We start from the raw sequence: 17,073 nt of genomic DNA, 5'->3' as shown, positions 1-17,073 counted from the left end.
CCCCATCCAGACCACAAAACTACCCCTGCCTTCCAGCTGGCAGAGGTGGTTTCTTTTATGAGTAGTCTATGGCTGCTTTGTTTTGGAGCGACAAAGAGCCTCAAAATTCTTTTTACTTGTTTTAGGAGATTTATATGAAAAAATTAGTTAAGGGCTTCTGCTGCTTTTTAAACGTTACTGATTCTTATTACTTCCTTTCCTGCTTTTGCGCCTGAGGGGAATGTCAATACTTGCTTATCATATAGGGTAACTTTAGATGTCATTGGACTGTCCTCATTTCTATTTTGATGGTATTAGTATAATCCCAGAAACTTAAGACAGACTTATAAAAAACTTGAAAGAAACTTAAAAGGCTAAGTTTATTTCTCAGCCTTTTCTGCTTCTTCAATAATGTCAGAAATTTCAACCTTAACCTTCGTAACACGGCCATTTTTAACCTTGTCATTGGTCAAAATGAGTAGCTTATTTTGACTTTCGACTTCGTAGCTAATGCGTTCCTTCGGATCTGGAATAGTCCCCACACAAGTCAAGTAATAACCAGCTATCGTATCCACATCATCGCTTTCGATTTCGACTTCAAAATATTCATTAAAGTCATTGAGGGTCATGGTTCCTAAGACAATGTAGGTATTCTCACCAATTTCATGAACTTCGATCTCAGCCTTGTCAGTCTCATCGTCAATCTCACCGACAATCTCCTCCAAGAGATCTTCCAGTGTGACCAGACCAGCCATACCTCCATACTCATCCAAGAGAATCGCCATTTGATTTTGCGTATTGCGCAGCTCCTTAAGCAAATCATCGACAAACATGGTTTCCGGTACAAAGAGTGGCTCCTGCAAAATCTTGCGCAGAACGATATTGTCAAAACCATTGATGAACCCTTCATTAAGCAGTCGCTTGGTATGAATCAGTCCAATGACATTGTCCTTATCCCCATCATAGACAGGAATCCGCGAGAAGCTCTGTTTGAGAATGCTTTCGATAATTTCTTTAGTATCGTCCTGAATGTCCACCATAAAGGCATCCGTCCGCGGCACCATCAGTTCACGCGCCATCAGCTCATCCAGAGAGAAAATCCCCTGCAACATCTCAATCTCATCTGCATCCAAGGTCTCTTCGCTCTTGGTCAGCATATACTCAATCTCATCCCGAGTCATCTTTTCATCTGCATCATCAAACTTCATCGGCGTTATCCGGCTCAGAAGATTAGTCGACGCTGACAGCAACCAAACGAAGGGGCTGACAATCTTGCCAAGAAAGATAATGACTGGTGCAGCCCGCACAGCTAGATTGTCTTTCAGGTTCATGGCAATGCGCTTCGGATAAAGCTCGCCCAAAACAATAGAAATATATGTCAACAAGACCAAAGCCAAGAAAGTTCCGATAGCACGTGCTGTTTCGGAATTTCCCATCCAAGAAGAGAACAGTTTTCCCAGATTATCCGCAAAGCTGGCCCCAGACAGGATATTGATAACTGTAATCCCAACCTGAATAGTTGATAAGAAGTTATTGGGGCTTTCTAAGACTGCCAAGAGACGGATATACTTGAGGTCCCCCTCTTCAGCCTTTTGCTCCACACGCGCTCGATTGAGCGATACCATTGCCATCTCAGCTGCTGAGAAAAAGGCATTTAACAAAGTCAATATAAACAGTAGTAAGGCTTGCCATAAAATATTCTGACTGCCAGGGTCTTCCATTGATTCTTTCTCCTCGAAAAGTATAGGTAAATCTGATTATATCATATTTTTAAATTTAGTGCACAGGAAATGAAAATAAGACGGAAGGCCTTCCTTCCGTCTTATTTTCTGGTATCGAGACTCTGGAATCAATCGATTTCCAAACTCATCCTTATTTATTAATAATCCCAAACTCTTCGTTCTTCTTCTGCTGCTGGGCTTCCTTGTGATTATCATAGAGGTTAGCCAAGAACTTGGCGATTTCCTTGAGGATAGAATAGGTCGGGATTGCCACAATCATCCCCAGCACACCATAGATATTGCTGGATAAGAGCAAGAGCACCATGATGGTAATAGGATGGACCTTCATCACACCGCCAACGATACGGGGGTAGAGGATATTACCATCGACCTGCTGGATAATCAACATGTAAATCAAGGCCGCCACCATCTTCTGAGGATCGGTAAAAGCATACGTAATGACCATGGGAATCAAGCCGATACTCGGTCCTACATAAGGAATCAGATTAGCCAGACTGGAGAAAATAGCAAAGACCAAAGCGTACTTGAGCCCAATCACGCTATAGCCAATATAGGCCAGAGCACCGATAATCAGGGCATCGATTGAAATTCCGCTGATATAGCGGGCAACAGTAGCATTGAGATTAGTCAGCAAACTAGAGATATTGAGCTTATCGCGCTTGAGGACTGTCCGCTCCAGCATGGGCAAAAGCTTATGGCCGTCCATGAGGAAGTAAACCAAGAAAATCGGTGTCATAATCAAAATCATCAGCGTATTGACGACTGCTGACAGAACACTACCCAGACTGTTGGTCACACTGTTGAGAATATTCTGCAGAATATCCACATAAGACAGATTGAGCTGCTGGATGGTGGACTGGATATTCAGATTTCGAAAGAGCGGATTTTTAGATAATTGATTAACAAAACTTTGAATTTCCCAATAAAGACCTTGCGTTGAATTAATCAAACTGCTCAGCTGATTAATCAAAATCGGCAAGAGGTAAATAACGCCCAAAGCAATTAAGCCAAACAAAAGGCTGAGCGTGATCAGAATCCCAATCATTCGGTTGATTTTGAGCTTGTCCTGGAGAAATTTCACCAGCGGATTCGTAATATAATAAAGAAATCCTCCCACAAGAAAGGGAATCAAGATGGTATTCACAACGCTAACAATCGGGGTTATCATATCCCCCATTTGGCGCCAGATAAAGAAGATAATCGTTAGCAAAAGGACCTCACTGGTCCAAAACATCAGCTTACTTTTATGAAACATTTGACTCCTCCTATCAGTTATTTTACCATAAATTTTGTTATAATAAAGGAGATTTAACGAAAGAAAGAGTAAAAATGGAAAAGATTATCAAACTAGAAAATGTAAGCTTGGCTAAACAAGGCCGAACCATCTTAAAAGATCTCAACTGGCAGGTGAAAAAGGGGGAGCATTGGGCTATTCTCGGTCTCAACGGTTCTGGAAAGTCTACTCTCCTGCGCTTGCTCATGGCTGAGCATTGGAAGACTAAGGGCAAGGTGACGGTTCTCGGTACAGAATTTGGCGCCGGCGACATTCCTCAACTGCGAACTAAGATTGGAGTAGTTGGCTCCTTCATTGCTGAACGCCTGCCCAGCCGTCTCACAGCTGAAGAAATCGTCCTGACAGGCAAGTATAAAAGCAGTATTCTCTACGCTCCTTACGGGCAAGAGGAGCTGGACCAAGCTAGGGAAATGCTGGCTTCCATTGGCGGGCAAGAATTGATTGGCCGAAGCTACATCAGTCTGTCTCAAGGGGAAAAGCAGCTCCTGCTGATTGCACGCAGTCTCATGGAAAAGCCAGAACTACTTATCCTAGACGAAGCGACCAGCGGTCTGGATCTCTTTGCCCGCGAGCGCCTGCTGGATCAGATTGGTAAGATTACACAGATGGACCAAGCTCCAACCATCCTCTATGTCACCCACCATGTAGAGGAAATCACTGCTGCTATGGATCATGTCCTGCTCCTGAAAGAAGGTGAAATCATAGCCCAAGGTTCTAAAAAAGAAATTTTTCAAAAAGAGGTCATGGATCGATTTTATCCCCAACCAGTCGAGCTGATTGAGCTGGGAGAAGACCGCTATTTCGTCAAGGTGGAGGTCAGGTCCTCATGAAGCAATTTTCTAATACCATCTTCAACCTGGGCTACTTCCTGATTCTGACCATGACTGCGATTGCCTTGCTTTTCCTGTCTGGACAGATTCTGCTGTCCCATACTTACATCCCTTTAAGGATTGCTGAAGGGGTCCAATTCGTCAGTAATCCTTGGTATTTCTACCCTATACTCTTACTTTTTCTCCTCAGCCTCTTTTTAATCCGGCCCCTGTTGGAAAAGGTTCAGACCAAGCATCTTTTTTGGTTTTTGTCCTTCCTCTTTATAGCAGCAGCGATTTTTCTGATAACGGCCTACGATGGCCGCATCCGAGCTGACGCCAAGCACGTTTTCAATGCAGCGCTGGCCTTCAACCGAGGAGATTACAGCTCGCTGACAACCGTTGGAAGCTACATGTATCGCAATCCCCATCAGCTAGGACTGATGACTCTGGAGCGACTTTATGCTTTTATTTCTCCGACGACTCAGTTTGTTTTTAGCATGAATGTCGTCTGGACTTTACTCAGTCATTTCTTAATTTACAAAATCACAGCTCTCCTCAATGCCAGAGAAATGATTCAGAAATACACGATTCTACTGACCTTTCTCTTTTTACCACAGCTCTTTTTCATCCTCTTTGTCTACGGTACCATTCCCGGGCTCTTCTTCTGTCTGCTCAGTCTCTATGCTTTTATCAAGCTGGATCAGAAAGGAAACCTGCTCTATGCCTTGCTGGGAGCGGCCAGTATCAGTCTGGCCTGCCTCCTGCGCAACAACTACATCATCTTTGCCATCATGCTGATTGGAGTCTGCTTCCTGTCCATCTTTTATAAATGGTCTTGGAAGAAACCCTTAGCTATCATCCTGATTTTAGCCGGTATCGTCCTTTCAAACAAGGGTCTGACGGCCTACTATGAGCAGCTGATTGGGGGCAAGATTGGTGTCGGTACCCCAAAAATCGCCTACATCACTATGGGCCTGCGGGATGATCCCAATCGGCAGACCTTGGGAGGCTGGTACGATGCCTACAATACCAAGATTCTCAAGCGCAACAAATACGATGAAAAATTGGCTACAGAAATGGCTACTCGGGATTTGAAGGACATTTTGATTCACTTCAGTAAGCATCCGGCTTATGCGCTCAAATTCTTCTACGAAAAGGTCAAGTCGACCTGGACTGAGCCAACTTTTCAGTCTATTTGGACTGGACCTCAGATTGAGCGCCAGCAATATATGAAACCAGCTGTCCTGCGCAGCATTTATGAGGAAAGAAAAGGTTATCAGATTGTTAATTTCCTGCTCTTGACCCTGCTAGCTAGTATCTATCTGCTCTCCTGTTTCTTTATCCTGCATAAATTTTTCGTCGCCGAGGAAAAGCTGACGCCTTTTGACCTCTATCCCTTCATCTTTCTCTTGGGGGGCGGCCTCTTCCACTTCTTCTGGGAAACCAAGAGCCAGTATGTCTATATCTATGTCCTCCTTCTCATCCCTTCCGCCGCTCAATCCATAGTCGACCTGAGCGATTGGTGGAAGAACAAAGGAAAAGGGAAATCAACAGACCAGCTTGAGAAAGACCTATAAAACTTGAACATTTGACAAGAATTCCTTATAATTTTATAGGAACATTAAGTGAAACAAAGTTGAATTTGTAATTAAAATTTTTTGTATTCTGCGAAGGGAGAATAGTGATTTATGTTTTCAATATTAGGTGCAGTATTATTTGGAATTATAGCAATTATGACAGTTCTTGTTGCTTGCGGTCTGCCTTTGGGCGAATATACAATGGGTGGACAACATAAAATCTTACCTAAGAAATTTAGACTTGCGGCAGTCATTTCGATAGCTATTCAAATTTTTGCCATGATCATTATTTTGCAAGCCGGAGGTTTTATTCCCCTGTGGCTGTCTTTCAAGGTTACTAAATATATTTGTTTCTTCTTTGCCGCTTACCTATCCTTGAATACGATTATGAACATGATTTCAAAAAGTAAGAAAGAAAAATATGTTATGACTCCGATTTCACTTATAGCCGGAATATGTTTTTGGATAACAGCATTTCAGATGTAGTATATGAAATGAAGATCATCTACAGTGCGCCAAATTGGAATTTGTAGAGGTGAGAAAAATGTAATGGCAACATATTCAACTTAAATCGAAATAATATAAAATTATGAGGAGATTATAAGATGAACAATTATATAAAATTAAATGAAGATAGATGGAATAATGTAAAAAATGACTATACTGAGCCATTGACACATGAAGAATTAGAAGAAGTTAGAAAACATCCAATTTCTGTTGCATTAACTGTCGGGAAAAAAGTTCCAAAAGAATGGTTTGAAAAAGCAAACGGAAAAAAGATATTAGGTTTAGCTTGTGGTGGTGGACAGCAGGGACCAGTTTTTGCTATAAAGGGTTATGATGTAACCATAATGGATTTTTCTAAATCACAATTACAAAGAGATGAGTTGGTTGCTAAAAGAGAAAGCTTAAAAATCAATACAGTTCAAGGCGATATGACAAAACCATTTCCATTTGAAAATGAAACTTTTGATATTATTTTTAATCCGGTTTCAAATGCATATATAGAAGATTTAGAAAACATGTATAAAGAAGCCTCTCGAGTATTGAAAAAGGGTGGACTCTTAATGGTCGGATTCATGAATCCTTGGATCTACATGTATGATGCTGACATTGTATGGGACAAACCTGATGAGGAATTGCTTTTAAAGTTTTCAATACCTTTTAATTCAAAAGAGCTTGAAGAGGAAGGCAAGATAACCATAAATCCAGAATATGGATATGAATTTAGCCATACCTTAGAAACTCAGATTAGAGGACAACTCAAAAATGGTCTCGCTATGATAGATTTTTATGAATCGTGTGACAAAAGACATAGATTATCACGCTATGGAAATGACTATATAGCTACACTCTGCATTAAACTATAATATTATAGAAAATGCTTCGGGAGAATAGCCCGTTTTATTTTCCGTGAGGGTTAAAATCTAAAAATCCCAGTTTGTATAATTGAATATAACAATTTGAGAAACAGTAAATCGCAAAGGTTTACTGCTTTTTTGCTCATTTTGAGAAATCATAACCACCCGTGAAAATGAGTGGCTTGTTCACCGGCTATAAACTATTTCCCTCCGGCTACGTCTAAAGACGTTCGCTGAACTTCTTTTAGGTTAATGCTATGTTCTGTTCGTTTAATTAATGCCCATAACAACGGGATTTTACCTTGTTCTAAAACCGCCATCTGAGAACGGTTTGACACTTAACTTATCAAAGACAAGGTCATTTTTTTCCAATCACGTATATTAGAAACTATCTTTTCATTTAGGCAAACGATATTCACATAGCCCCCTCTCCCCCAAAACTTTCGATTGTCATAATATAACCCCTCTTGTTTTTCAATCTGAACAGGAGGGGTTGTTTTGAATGGAAATGAATAAGACTTAGCTTTGTGTTATTAGCATTTTCATCACTTCATTTTAATCGTAATCAGCATATCTCCACCAAGCTATTGTTGCGATAAGACCTAGAATACTTACCCCAAATAAACTGACAATGCTCCCAAAATTCAATAGTGCTTTTCCTGCAATACCACTTGCAAGTGCAGGAATCGCCCATGGAATGTATTTTCCAAAGTTAAGAGCAGAACCAAGTTGAGAAAAAATAATAGTAAAAATGATAAATGCCAATGGTGACAAATATCCCCGGCCTAAACAAGCAAAAAAAGCTACTGGCGTAGAGAGTATGATTGTAAGAGTAGTACAAAAACCAAAAGTAAGTATACCTTTGAAAATCACCGTTAAGTTCCCACCATCAAGTCCAATCAAATTGGCAGCCAACAATCCCAATAAAAGTGCAAAAATTGATAGAATATAGCTCCATAGAGCGATAACGATAAACTTGGATAATACGATTGTATCTCTTTTTATTGGGAGTGCTAATAGGTCTATCATCGTTTTATCAGAATATTCTCTACCAAAAACCCAAGATGCTGTAAATCCAAAAATGAGCAATCCCCCAACAGAAATGACTTGTGATACAGTCATTAAGTACGACGACCAGTCTGTTATCCTCATCATTTCCATTTTTGCAGAAATCAAACCAAGATTTTTAAAATTCTCTGGATATTTCATCATAGTTGCAAACAGCCCAACAATAAAAGGAACTAAACAGATAGAACAAGCAGTTACGATGGAAAGTTTTGATTTTATTAACTTTCTCCATTCAATTAAAATACAGGAACTAAGCTTTTTCATTCGAGATTCCTCCATGATAGTCATTCAGTATTCTTAAGAAATAATGCTCTAAATCTTCTTTCTCAACAGCCAGCGATTTAGGTGGATAACCTTCCTGAACCAGCAATGTAGCAATTTTTTCCGGGTAATCCACAGATTTTGTATCAATTAGTTCTAAGAAATCGATATTATTTTCTGTGTCTGATTGAATGTTTACCTGATAGCCCTGGTTAGATAATACTTCTTTCATGGCCTTATTATTAGAGCCACTTACTAGTAACTTCTTTTCTAAGTACTGTTCTAATTCTTTGCTTTCAACTTCTCTTATAAGTCTGCCCTCATGTATAATGACTATCCTGGTAGCAATTTTAGATATTTCTTCCAGATTATGACTTGAAATAAGAACAGTTGTACCTAGATTATTCGCCAATTCCTTTAATAGTTCCCTAACTTCAATAACTCCAAAAGGGTCTAATCCATTTGTCGGCTCATCAAGAATTAAGATTTTAGGTTTATGAATAATCGCTTTTGCAATTCCTAAACGTGCAACATTTCCTAAAGAAAGATGCTTCTCCTGTTTATGTTCATATTGCTTTAGTTTTAATTTTTCAATTACCCAGTCAATATTATCTTTATTAACCCCTCTTAATTTACTAACTATTTCTAAATTTTCTCTTACAGTTAAGTCTGGATAAGAATAAGGCGTCTCAATAATATAACCTATTTCGTTTCGAAGTTCTAAATTACTCAGATCTAACTTTTTTCCTTGGATATAACATTCTCCTGATGTAGATTTTATCAATCCTAGCATCATTCTCATCGTCGTTGTTTTCCCTGCACCATTCAGTCCTAAAAAACCTACTATTTCACCAGGTTTTATTGATAGATTCAAGTTGTTGACAACATTTTTTGTTCCATATCTTTTAGAAAGGTTTGCGGTTCTAATTGCTTCTTTCACCATTACCTATCCTCCTTAGTAATTTGTTCCACAATTCCTTGTATGACTAACTTCAATGTGGTATCAAATTGTTTTTCGCCGATTTCCTTGATGTGTAGAATAGTCATAGCAATCGTTCTAAATAAAGCAGAGACGATTTCTAACGATACATTTTCTCTAATGTTGATTCGGGATACAATTTTTTTAACCATCCTATCATCTATCAGATGATGATTTGCTATCACTTCTCTTGGCAACTTTCTTACAAGTAATTCCATTTCATGATTTTTAAATATGGTATACATAAATGAATAGCGAAAATCTTGATAAAAATCATAAAGTAACTGTACCAGACGATTTGTATCTATCTTGGCTTCCATATCTAATTGTTCTGTCAGGCGATCCATAACATCTATTTGATATTCTTCTAAGACCGCAAAAAATAACATTTCCTTTGAAGAATAAAAATTATAAAAAGAACCTTTGGAAATATCTGTCATTGCTGCCATTTGGTCAACTGTGGTTTTCTTAACCCCATATCTTTGAAGGCATTCCTTTGCAACTTTATGTAATTTCTTTCTAATTACTTCTTTTTCTTCAGCAGTAAAAGCAGTAGCCATAACTTCCTCCTAAAAACATTGTGACGTTTTTTGTTTTTATAGTCATAGATTATCATATAAACTGAAAAATGTCAAAAGTCTTATATCTTCTATGTAAGAAAATATAAGATTTTAAATTTACACACACCTTAATTATCTTCATTTAGACCTGATTATTCGATTTTCACGATTTAAAAAATAAGGATACAGTACTGAAAGCTCCTATTATCTGGCTTTTCTCTCTGTATCCTTATTGTATCTCAAGTTCCTTCTCTCAATTTTTCAATCATGACCAAAAAAGGCGGATTATTAATCTGATTGATGGTCTTGTAGAGGGCAACAGTGAAATCCTGCTGAGGCAGTTGACTGACAAAGTCTAGGACCGCATCTTTTTCAACTTCGCCACCTTCATGCCCGTAGTAAATCATGATCGCTGCGCGGCCGCCTTTTTCTAAGCCCCAACAGACCTTTTCCAAAGCTTCCAGCGTCGTATCTGGTCGGGTAATGACAGACTTGTCCGCCGAAGGCAGGTAGCCAAGATTAAAAATAGCAGCCTTGAAATGGTCTGTGTATTGGTCCAGGGTCTCATGGCCAGCCAAGATTAGCTGAGCATTGTCCAAATCCGCTTCCGCCAAGCCTTGGCGGGTCTTTTCCACAGCCTGCTCCTGAATGTCAAAAGCATAGACCTGCTTGGCCAACTTAGCCAGAAAGAGGGTGTCGTGCCCATTCCCCATAGTAGCATCCACCACGATATCTTCCTTGGTCACCACTTCTGCCAAAAAGGCATGGGCCATCTGTAAGGGTCTTAACATACGAATCTCTGCTCCTTTGCTTTACAGCCTTGCCTGCTGCCACGGCGACGCATTTCTGCCTCAATGGCATTGAGAACTTCCCATTTATTGAGGCTCCACATAGGGCCAATCAACATATCTCGCGGAGCATCGCCTGTGATACGGTGGATGACAATATGCTCGGGGATAATCTCAAGCTGGTCGCAGACGATGGAGACATATTCCTCCTGACTGAGCAGCTGCAGCCGCCCTTCATGATAATCCCGCTGCATACGGGTATTAGTCATCAAGTGAAGCAAGTGAAGTTTAATTCCTTGAATGTCATTGTCTGTCACACAGCGGCGGACATTCTCCAACATCATCTCATGAGTCTCACCCGGCAGGCCATTGATCAAGTGAGAGACAATCTCCGCCTTGGGAGCCTGCTTACGAACTCGCTGGACCGTCTCCACATAGAGCTCATAAGAATGGGCACGATTGATGAGGTCCGAAGTCTCCTCATAGGTAGTCTGAAGCCCCAGTTCCACGGTCACATGCATACGCTCGGACAAGTCAGCCAAGTAGGCGATGGTCTCATCAGGCAAACAGTCCGGCCGAGTTCCGATATTGAGTCCAACGACACCTGGCTCATTAATGGCCTGCTCATAGCGCTCACGAATCACTTCAAGCTTCTCATGGGTATTGGTGAAGTTCTGGAAATAGACCAGATACTTGCGAACATCCGGCCACTTGCGGTGCATAAAGTCAATTTCCTTGTAAAACTGCTCGCGGATGGGCGCATCTGGTGCCACAATAGCATCACCAGAGCCCGAAACGGTACAAAAAGTGCAGCCTCCATGCGCTACCGTACCATCCCGATTGGGACAGTCAAAGCCCGCATCAATAGGCACCTTAAAAGTCTTTTCTCCAAAAAGTTTGCGATAATAATCATTCAAAGAATTGTAAGATTTCATACCTTTCATTCTACCACAAAAAAGAGTATAGAAACAAAAATTCCCTCTTTCACAAGGAAAGAAGGAAATCACCGTTCCCACAAATAAACTTTTAAATCCACACAGCCATTGGCCTTCAAGTCCACTCCCTCCGCCCAGAGCAAGTGCCTCTGGTCTTCCCAGCCAGGTGCGAGGCGCCCTGCTGCATTAACCACCCGATGGCAAGGATGCTTGCTACCATAAAGTTCCGACTGACTGAGAATCTTTCCCACCAAGCGAGCGTTTTTAGGCCGCCCAATCAAACGGGCAATCTGGCCATAGGTCGCCACGCGCCCAGATGGAATGGTATCTACTAACGCCAAAACGGCATCGATGAGTTCTTGATTCAAAACGGAAATGACCCTCCTTTTTACAAAGTGGATCAGAAAGGCCGGAACACTACCCTTCGTTTTAGAAGCTATATTATTAAACCTCTTTCATTGATGATGTACTCATATCATTTCCGAGCAACTTCCATTCCACTTATAGATATAAAGCTTTCTTACCCTCCAGTTCATGGCAAGATTGTTCCTAAGATAGAAGCAATCGAAACTTACTTCTACAGCCTTATTGATTAGCTAACTCTCTAAAAAACTTCCAATAATAAAGGTTTAAGAGGTTATAAGTTTTTATACATTCCATTCTACCACAAGATCCGGCAGTGACTCGAAAAATCCCTTCTTCCATAAAGAAAAAGGGATATAATTATACTCAAATAATATATATAAAACAAATATAATCAAACTACAGATTTTAATGCTTCTAACATGTTTATATTTTTTAAACAAAAATTTACTACAGAACCTAACCTAGAATAGATAAAATTAAATTATCTCTTTATAGATATACATCGTCTCTCTTATCTATTTTGTAATTCATATTATTATTAGCGACAATCTCGCTGTCTCCTGATTTATATCGTTTAAAAGAATTACCCATCTCTATATAGGTCATTTTATGCCTCCATAATGTTTCTTAATTTAGTCATCATAAATTTTAGCCAAAACATTATAATCACAAGTATCAAAAAATCTGAAATAAAATAAGAGGACCACAGGCCAGTTATTCCAAACAAAATTGGTAAAAATAACGCTAAAGGTATTTGAAAAATGATCTGTCTCAGAATAACTAAAAAAGTAGATATCCGCGAGAAAGAAATATATTGAAAATAGTTAGTTCCGATATTGATGATTCCTTGTACAGGTAACGAAATCATAACAAGTCTTAAGGCTGTACTAGAAAACTTTATAAACTTCGGATCGCTTGAATTAAAAAGTGTAGCTATTTGCACTGCAAAAATTTGAATTACAAGGAACAAGAACAGAGAAAAAATTGTGCTGATTATTAGTGAAAGACTAAGTGATTGCTTTATTCTACTATAATTTTTTGCACCATAATTAAAACTAATTACAGGCTGAACTCCATTTGTAATAGCATTCATCAAAGAAATAATATAGCGATAGATTGAAGAAGTTATAGATAAAGCAGCAATACCATAAGTACCAGCATAATCAAAAGCAACCCTATTATATAATATCAGTAATATCACAGATATGACCGTTGTGAGAAAGAATGGCAGCCCCATTGCAATAATTTTATTAATAAGCTTTTTATCAATAAATAATAAGCTCTTCAAATCTATTTTTAAATCGTTAGATTTTCCAGTGTACTCTCTGAATGTCAAGATAAGTGCAGCAAGATTAGCCAGAACTGTAGATAAAGCTGATCCAAAAAAACCAGTATGAAATACAAGAATTAGAACTGCACCAGTCCCTGCATTCACAAGAAATGAAATAGCATTGATATGTAAAACTTCTTTAATCTTACCTTGGGCCCGCAAACAGTACAAAAGAGTGTGTGAGACAAAATATATAGGTGACCCAATAAGAAATGTAAGGCAAAATTCCTTAACATAATGATACAGTTCTTGTGGTGCCCCAAAAATAATCAATAAGCCTTCTAAGGAAAACCACAAAAGTATCGACTGTAGAATTGATAAAATTAAAGAAACTTGGATAGAGGAATCTAAAATTAATCGGGCATTTTTGTAATCCTTTTTGCCAAGTGAGATTGTCAACAAGGATGCTGTTCCTTCGCTTGCTAGAGCTGAAAAAGCATAGACCAAGGCATATATCATAAATGTATATGTATTAGCAGAATTTCCCTCAATCCCTAAGGTCTGTCCAATGAATATGCCATCAACTAAATTATAAGATCCACTTACTATTGCTGTAACTAATGAGGGAATAATTAGTTGAACTAACAGTTTTTTTACAGATATATTTTCTAATTTATTCATGACTATGTCTCATTTGTTCAAAGCTCTTTCTATTCCTAAAGATTCTTCCAGTCATATACCCTTTTAGACAACATTTCCCCATTTGATAAAGAGCATAGACACAATATAAATTACATAATAACATTTTCATTATACTGCTTCCAGTACCAAAAATTTACAAAATGTAGCCAAAATATCTCGCTTTTACAGAATAATCAAAAGCAATTTAGAAAATTTTTTACAAACTGTAATTTTTTTGTTAGTATTGAATCTAATTAATTATACTTAGACTAAAATAATTTTTTAATAATAACAATAGAAGTACTAGGCTACATATTGACTGACAAGGAGAATAACAGCGATGACCAAAGATACGCGAGAAAATATTATCACTGCTTTCTTTCGACTTTCTGAAAAATATCCTGATAAATCTAACTTTTCTTTTTCTGAGATTGCAGAAGAAGCAGGCATAGCGAGACAAACAATCTATAAAAATCATTTCAACTCTTCTAACGAAATAATTGAAGCTATTCATCATGACATTGACGAACGAATAATGTCAAAAATGCTAGATTTTGTACCAGGTTCAAATGGATCCGATAATGCTCTTCTTATTGACTTCCTTGCTTCTGAAATAATACCATTAATTTATGAGAATAGAATCTGGCTAAAATATCTTTATTCAACTGCAGCTGATCCTAATTGGGAACTTTTTTTAAAGAAACAATATAAGACTTGGATTAGCCAAAACATTCAACTGTCTAGTAAAATGGGTTTATCTAGAGAGTTTACTGAAGAATTACTTGTTAATTATACTCTATCAATTATAAAGTCATGGATTACACAAGCAATTCCAGAATCTCCTGATGTTTTTTCTAAAAAATTCAAATTACTTTGCAAGCTATCTATTCAAGATATTATGCAAAATGCTTAAAACTAAAAAAACACCAAATGAACTACTTACCATGTCCATTTGGTGTTTTTCAATAATTCAATTATAACTCATTTTTTAACGGCCAGTGTATGATAACTGTAAATCCAAAACTAAGTTTGAATTCTAAAACTCAAGAATTATGCCATAAATGATTTTTCGACTCTGTAACTCTGTTTCTATTGATTATTCTTATCAAAGTAAACGCTATTTCTGCTGTCCCTTGAAACGCCACTGAAAACGCAGCTTGTCATAAAAAGGAAATTCGATATTGAGAATGGCAAAGCCCATCAAGGCTCCTCCGATCACATCTGTCGGGTAGTGCACGCCCAGATAGACTCTGGATGCCATAATCGTTAAGATAAAGACCAGAAGCAAACCTTGTACCAAGCGCTTGATTTTTTGGTTTTGAATTCGTTGCTGAGCGATAATAATCAAGGTCCCAAGAACAATGGCTGTCGCCATGGAATGTCCACTCGGGAAAGAGTAACCGCCCTCTTGGACCAAATGCGAAAGACTCGGCCGGCTTCTGTGGTAAACGAGTTTAATCAGCTTAATCAAAATCCCGTGTAAGACCAGATTTCCCGCTAGCAAGGCAGCTTCTAGCTTCCATTTTTTGTAAAGGAAAAAAAGGACAAGAGCTGAAACCCAGATGATAATCCCCATCGGATCAATCACACTGGTCACTAGTTTGAAAAATATCGTCAAAGCTGCAGGCAAGTCTCCCCGCAGCCAGGTCTGAATCGGGGTGTCAAAGCTGGTCAGCTGGTCAGGATAAAACTTGACCATGTAGCCTAGCATGACGAAAAGTAAAAGGGCAAAAGAGCCCTTTGTTAGATAAGATTGTTTATTTTTCATAGCGTTTTAGGACGGGCTGCAAAAGCTTGTATATCAGCCAAAAGACGACAGCCCAGATCACTCCTTCTAATAGGTTAAAAGGGACAATCATGGTCAGCAGATACTTGGAAAGACCGTATGTTTTATAAATATCAAAACCTGCAAACCTTGCAAAGAGAGGAACTGCATAAATAACATTTACAACAATCATTGTAACAGTTAGACCAAGCGTTGCTACCAAAGAAGCCTTTATATAGTCAAACAAGCTCTTCCTTTTTTTCCACAAGAGGGAAAAAGCACAAACAAAGACTGCTACAGCCAGTATATTCATGGGTAGACCGATTAGAGTGCCTACGCCATTATTATTCAAAGCCAGCTTTAAGACAGAGCGAATCAAGAGCACTGCCAGAGAGCTTTTTAAATCCAAGACTACCAAAGCCAGTAAAATCGGAATAATTGAAAAATCCAACTTTAGAAACTCGGTTATCAAGGGAATCTCATAAAGCATGAGTAGAAATGATAGAGCAGATAAAACTGCTACAATCGCCAACTTACGAGTATTTGTCATCACAGGTTCCTCCAATTTATAAAAATTAGAGAAGCCGGAAAGGCCACTGAAAAAAGCTTGTCAGCTAATGATTATTTAGTATAAGGCTCAGCCCTTAAATAAAGATTAAACGGCAAGAATGCTTCACTGCCTCTCGTCTTCTCCCATCCAGACTATACTGTCGGTTGTGGAATCTCACCACATCAGCTTGCGCTCGCGGACTTGATTTGGCATTGAGAAAAAAATTCCAATCCAAAAATTACCGCCGGTCGGGAATTTCACCCTGCCCTGAAGACATCATTATCATAACAAAAAAAACCTGCCAGAGCAAGCATTTTGATTGATGTAATTAAAAATGTTTCAACAATAGTATTCTATCTATTAGAAAAAATTACTGCTTAGATACATTCATCCCACTACTTCAGCTTGTCCGCTTCATACTCATGTACCAAATCTAAGCCAGCAAAATTCTGCTGGCGCAGGGCTTCATAGACAATCATGCAGACAGCATTTGATACATTAAGGCTACGGACATGCTGGTCGTTCATGGGAATACGCAGAGCCTTTTCTGGATGACGACGCATAAATTCCTCTGGCAACCCCTTGTCCTCACGACCAAACATAAAATAGTGCGAACCTTCTGCTGCAAACTTTTCCTCAGAATAGACCTTCTCTGCAAACTTAGAAATCAGATAAAGACGGCCATCCATCTGCTCCATAAAATCGCCTAAACTCTCATAATAGGTGATGTTCAGCTTATCCCAATAGTCCAGCCCAGCCCGCTTCATCTTGCGATCATCAATGGGAAAGCCCATGGGCTTGATGATGTGAAGCGGCGAATTAGTCGCGGCACAAGTACGGGCAATATTTCCGGTATTCTGCGGAATCTGAGGCTCAAAAAGAACGATATGATTTTTCATAATAAGAATATTTTTCCTAGTATTTTTCTTTAGATAAAAAAATAGCCACACTGCCCGGAGTCAAGCTCAGCAAACAGCGTGGTTAAGGCTTCATTAACTTACATCACAACAGGTTTGAGGTAAACCAATGAAGGTACTCATTTAGTATAACACTTTCAGCCTACAAGTCAATAAAAAATGCTCAAA

At 38.9% G+C, this 17,073-nt stretch carries 17 protein-coding genes and 1 riboswitch; of the genes, 5 read left to right on the top strand and 12 right to left on the bottom strand.

The window, feature by feature from the left end; translation table 11 throughout:
• Nucleotides 1-359 precede the first annotated feature (359 nt).
• Complete coding sequence (locus MFP28_RS03140; RefSeq protein WP_002905904.1) at nucleotides 360-1,700, bottom strand: hemolysin family protein; 1,341 nt, start codon at nucleotides 1,698-1,700, stop codon at nucleotides 360-362.
• Between the two features lie 151 nt (nucleotides 1,701-1,851).
• Complete coding sequence (locus MFP28_RS03135; RefSeq protein WP_002894636.1) at nucleotides 1,852-2,976, bottom strand: AI-2E family transporter; 1,125 nt, start codon at nucleotides 2,974-2,976, stop codon at nucleotides 1,852-1,854.
• A 74-nt stretch (nucleotides 2,977-3,050) separates the two neighbouring features.
• On the opposite strand from MFP28_RS03135, the gene MFP28_RS03130 reads away from it, so the two are divergent.
• The 4 genes from MFP28_RS03130 to MFP28_RS03115 all read left to right on the top strand — a co-directional run bounded on the left by MFP28_RS03130 (nucleotide 3,051) and on the right by MFP28_RS03115 (nucleotide 6,774).
• Nucleotides 3,051-3,845, top strand: a complete 795-nt coding sequence (locus MFP28_RS03130; protein ID WP_002905903.1) for an ABC transporter ATP-binding protein — start codon at nucleotides 3,051-3,053, stop codon at nucleotides 3,843-3,845.
• Complete coding sequence (locus MFP28_RS03125; protein ID WP_002905902.1) at nucleotides 3,842-5,404, top strand: hypothetical protein; 1,563 nt, start codon at nucleotides 3,842-3,844, stop codon at nucleotides 5,402-5,404. The genes MFP28_RS03130 and MFP28_RS03125 overlap by 4 nt, the downstream gene beginning before the upstream one ends.
• A 111-nt stretch (nucleotides 5,405-5,515) precedes the next feature.
• A complete protein-coding gene (locus MFP28_RS03120) occupies nucleotides 5,516-5,890 on the top strand; it encodes a hypothetical protein (RefSeq protein ID WP_002905901.1) in 375 nt (124 codons plus the stop codon).
• A gap of 119 nt (nucleotides 5,891-6,009) precedes the next feature.
• Nucleotides 6,010-6,774 carry a class I SAM-dependent methyltransferase gene (locus tag MFP28_RS03115; protein WP_002905900.1) on the top strand — a complete coding sequence of 255 codons (765 nt, stop codon included), beginning with the start codon at nucleotides 6,010-6,012 and terminating at the stop codon, nucleotides 6,772-6,774.
• A gap of 546 nt (nucleotides 6,775-7,320) precedes the next feature.
• Here MFP28_RS03115 and MFP28_RS03110 read toward each other — a convergent pair.
• The 7 genes from MFP28_RS03110 to MFP28_RS03080 form a co-directional block, all read right to left on the bottom strand.
• Entirely contained in the window at nucleotides 7,321-8,097 is a 777-nt protein-coding gene (locus tag MFP28_RS03110) for an ABC transporter permease (protein ID WP_002905898.1), read from the bottom strand.
• Nucleotides 8,084-9,037 carry an ABC transporter ATP-binding protein gene (locus MFP28_RS03105; protein WP_002905897.1) on the bottom strand — a complete coding sequence of 318 codons (954 nt, stop codon included), beginning with the start codon at nucleotides 9,035-9,037 and terminating at the stop codon, nucleotides 8,084-8,086. Before MFP28_RS03105 ends, MFP28_RS03110 begins: the two co-directional genes overlap by 14 nt.
• On the bottom strand, nucleotides 9,037-9,633 hold the full coding sequence (locus MFP28_RS03100; protein WP_002905896.1) for a TetR/AcrR family transcriptional regulator: 597 nt from the start codon (nucleotides 9,631-9,633) through the stop codon (nucleotides 9,037-9,039). The genes MFP28_RS03105 and MFP28_RS03100 overlap by 1 nt, the downstream gene beginning before the upstream one ends.
• A 239-nt stretch (nucleotides 9,634-9,872) precedes the next feature.
• Nucleotides 9,873-10,424, bottom strand: a complete 552-nt coding sequence (locus MFP28_RS03095) for a tRNA (mnm(5)s(2)U34)-methyltransferase (protein ID WP_002905895.1) — start codon at nucleotides 10,422-10,424, stop codon at nucleotides 9,873-9,875.
• Nucleotides 10,418-11,365 (bottom strand): TIGR01212 family radical SAM protein, encoded by a 948-nt coding sequence (locus MFP28_RS03090; RefSeq protein ID WP_002905894.1) that lies wholly within the window; start codon nucleotides 11,363-11,365, stop codon nucleotides 10,418-10,420. Before MFP28_RS03090 ends, MFP28_RS03095 begins: the two co-directional genes overlap by 7 nt.
• Nucleotides 11,366-11,424: 59 nt before the next feature.
• Complete coding sequence (locus tag MFP28_RS03085) at nucleotides 11,425-11,724, bottom strand: MGMT family protein (RefSeq protein ID WP_002905893.1); 300 nt, start codon at nucleotides 11,722-11,724, stop codon at nucleotides 11,425-11,427.
• 605 nt (nucleotides 11,725-12,329) lie between these two features.
• Entirely contained in the window at nucleotides 12,330-13,673 is a 1,344-nt protein-coding gene (locus MFP28_RS03080) for an MATE family efflux transporter (protein WP_002905892.1), read from the bottom strand.
• A gap of 340 nt (nucleotides 13,674-14,013) precedes the next feature.
• Between MFP28_RS03080 and MFP28_RS03075 the strand changes: the two genes are divergently transcribed.
• The gene (locus MFP28_RS03075; protein ID WP_002905891.1) at nucleotides 14,014-14,586 is read left to right on the top strand and encodes a TetR/AcrR family transcriptional regulator; all 573 of its coding nucleotides are present in this window, start codon (nucleotides 14,014-14,016) and stop codon (nucleotides 14,584-14,586) included.
• A gap of 204 nt (nucleotides 14,587-14,790) precedes the next feature.
• Here the strand turns inward: MFP28_RS03075 and MFP28_RS03070 are convergent, their stop codons facing one another.
• The 3 genes from MFP28_RS03070 to MFP28_RS03060 all read right to left on the bottom strand — a co-directional run bounded on the left by MFP28_RS03070 (nucleotide 14,791) and on the right by MFP28_RS03060 (nucleotide 16,887).
• Nucleotides 14,791-15,441, bottom strand: coding sequence for a phosphatase PAP2 family protein (locus MFP28_RS03070; RefSeq protein WP_002905890.1), 651 nt, complete (start codon nucleotides 15,439-15,441; stop codon nucleotides 14,791-14,793).
• On the bottom strand, nucleotides 15,431-15,988 hold the full coding sequence (locus MFP28_RS03065; protein WP_002905889.1) for an ECF transporter S component: 558 nt from the start codon (nucleotides 15,986-15,988) through the stop codon (nucleotides 15,431-15,433). The genes MFP28_RS03070 and MFP28_RS03065 overlap by 11 nt, the downstream gene beginning before the upstream one ends.
• A 131-nt stretch (nucleotides 15,989-16,119) precedes the next feature.
• Nucleotides 16,120-16,267: riboswitch (FMN riboswitch) on the bottom strand.
• A 116-nt stretch (nucleotides 16,268-16,383) separates the two neighbouring features.
• Nucleotides 16,384-16,887: a tRNA (cytidine(34)-2'-O)-methyltransferase gene (locus tag MFP28_RS03060; protein ID WP_032915798.1), complete on the bottom strand. Its 504-nt coding sequence runs from the start codon at nucleotides 16,885-16,887 to the stop codon at nucleotides 16,384-16,386.
• Nucleotides 16,888-17,073: the final 186 nt, after the last annotated feature.

This window comes from Streptococcus sanguinis (genome assembly GCF_050234405.1).
Classification (GTDB): domain Bacteria; phylum Bacillota; class Bacilli; order Lactobacillales; family Streptococcaceae; genus Streptococcus; species Streptococcus sanguinis_W.
The sequence above is the reverse complement of the archived record's forward strand: the minus strand, read 5'-3'. Positions and strand labels throughout refer to the sequence as shown.